3 protein-coding genes are annotated in these 2449 nt (G+C 74.5%); all 3 read left to right on the top strand.

What is annotated here, in order from left to right; translation table 11 throughout:
- Positions 1 to 367 (top strand): cyclase family protein (locus AC0CYZ_RS00605; protein ID WP_472211025.1); only part of this gene is annotated, 367 nt, incomplete at its 5' end.
- Positions 364 to 1857 carry an MmgE/PrpD family protein gene (locus AC0CYZ_RS00600; protein WP_472211022.1) on the top strand — a complete coding sequence of 498 codons (1494 nt, stop codon included), beginning with the start codon at positions 364 to 366 and terminating at the stop codon, positions 1855 to 1857. The genes AC0CYZ_RS00605 and AC0CYZ_RS00600, both read left to right, overlap by 4 nt.
- Positions 1858 to 2009: 152 nt before the next feature.
- Positions 2010 to 2449: MFS transporter (locus AC0CYZ_RS00595; RefSeq protein WP_472211019.1), on the top strand; the 440-nt coding region annotated here is incomplete at its 3' end.

The following is a 2449-nucleotide window of genomic DNA, read 5'->3' as shown; positions in this document are numbered from 1 at the left end:
CCGCGGCGACGTCGCGCTGGTGCGCACCGGGTGGGCCCGCCACTTCGACGACGCGTCCACCTACCTCGGCCAGGCCGACGGCGTCCCCGGGGTGACCGAGGACGGCGCCCGCTGGCTCGCCGAGCGCGGTGTGGTCGCGGCCGGGGCGGACACCACCGCGTTCGAGCGCATCCCGCCGGGCGCCGGGCACCGCGTCCTGCCCGTGCACCGGATCCTGCTCGTCGAGCACGGCATCCACATCGTCGAGCACCTCGCGCTCGAGGAGGCGTCGGCGGCCGGGCTGGGCGAGTTCCTGTTCGTCATGGCGCCGCTGCGGATCGTCGGCGGCACCGGCTCGCCCGTGCGCCCGGTGGCGGTGCTCGCGTGACCTCCACCCCGACCACGCGCGAGGGGAGCCCTTGGGCGGATAGAGCGACCGAATCCTCCCCTCGCGCCACGACCGACCGCACCCCCGCGCAGCAGGTCGCCGACCTCGCCGCCCGCGTCGCCGCCGAGGGCCTGCCCACCGAGCTGCGCGACGACATGGCCGCCCGCACCGTCGACCTGCTCGGCAACTGCCTCGCCGCCCGCGCCGAGGCACCCGGCCGGATCGTCTCCGCCGTCGTCGACGACTGGGGCGGCACCGGCGCCGCGACCTCCTTCGCCACGGGCGGCCGGCTGCCCGCGCCCTCGGCCGCGCTGGTCAACGGCACGCTCGCCCACAGCCTCGACTTCGACGACACCCACCTACCGTCGGTGCTGCACCCGTCGTCGGCGGTGCTCCCGGCCGCGTTCGCCGTGGCCGAGGCGACCGGGGCGAGCGGGCCCGCGTTCCTCGACGCGGCCACCGTCGGGGTCGAGCTCACCTGCCGCCTCGGCATGGCCGGATACGACGAGGCCGCGGGCACGTCGGTCTTCTTCGAGTGGGGCCAGCACGCGACGGCGATCTGCGGGGCCGTCGGGGCCGCGCTCGCCGCCGCGATGCTGCGTGGGCTCGACGCCGAGGAACTCACCTCGGCGATCGGGATCGCCGCGAGCATGGGCAGCGGGGTCATCGAGGCCAACCGCACCGGCGGGACGATCAAGCGGGTGCACTGCGGGTGGGCCGCCCACGCCGGCGTCGCGGCCGCCGACCTCGCCCGCCACGGCCTCACCGGCCCCCCGACGGTGCTCGAGGGCGGCTTCGGGTTCCTGCGCGCGTTCTGCGGTGACCGCGTGCGGATCGAGGCCGTCACCGAGGGCCTCGGCGAGCACTGGGAGACCCCGGGCATCTTCTTCAAGCCCTACCCGTGCAACCACTTCACCCAGGCCGGCATCGACGCGGCCCTCGCGCTGCGGGACCGCGGGATCCGTCCCGACGACGTCGAGCGGCTCGTCCTGGGTGCGCCCGCGCCGGTGCTGCGCACGATCGCCGAACCGCGCGAGCAGAAGATCCACCCGACGTCGGGCTACCACGCGGCGTTCAGCGGGCCCTACACCGTCGCCGCGGCCTTCCTCGGGGACCGCGACGGCCTCGGTGTCTTCCACGCCGACTTCACCGACGCCGCCGCCGCCGACCCGGACCGGCTCGCGCTGGCCGCCCGCGTCGAGGTCGTCGCCGACGACGAGGCGACCGCCGGCTTCCCCCGGCAGTTCCCGGCCGTGCTCACCGCGCACCTGCGGAACGGGGAGACGGTCACCGAGCGGGTCCGCGAGAACCGCGGCGGGCCCGGGCGCCCGCTCTCGGCGGCCGAGCACGAGACGAAGTTCGCGGGCAACGCCGCCCGTTCCGTGGGCGCCGACCGCGCCGCCGAGCTCGCCCGGCTCGTCTGGGCCCTGCGGGACGGCGGCCGCCCCACGGACCTGGGCGCACGGCTCGCGGCGGCCCTGACGTCCTGACTCGTTCCGCTGATGGGAACGATTCGCTGATTGTTCACGAGGCCGTGACCGGTGACCTTGACCTTCTCCGGTCGATTCCGCCATTCTTCGACCCACACCATTCGTCGGCCGTTTCCGTCAGCGGAACGACCATCCATCGACAGGTGAAGCCCATGCCGACCCGATTCCGCTGGGCCACGATCTCCCTGATCGTCGCCCTCATCGTCATCAACTACATCGACCGCAGCGCGATCTCGTACGCGATCACGCCACTGCAGAAGGAATTCGGGATCTCGACCGCCGAGTACGGCGTGGTGTCGAGCGTCTTCGCGATCGGCTACATGGTCTTCGCCTTCCTGTCCGGCCCGCTGGTGGACCGCTTCGGGACGCGGAAGGTCCTGCTCACCGCGATCCTGCTGTTCTCGCTGTGCACCGCGCTGACCCCGCTCGCGGGCGGGTTCGTCGGCCTGCTGCTCATCCGCCTCGTCCTCGGCGCCGCCGAGGCCCCGGCCTTCCCCGCCGCGAGCCGCACGGCCAGCCGCTGGCTCCCGAAGGCCGAGCGCGGCTTCGCGCTCGCGCTGATCGGCGGCGTCGCGGTCTCCGGCAGCCTGCT

It is taken from the genome of Actinomycetospora sp. (assembly GCF_055612215.1).
This window is presented reverse-complemented; position numbering and strand designations above follow the sequence as displayed.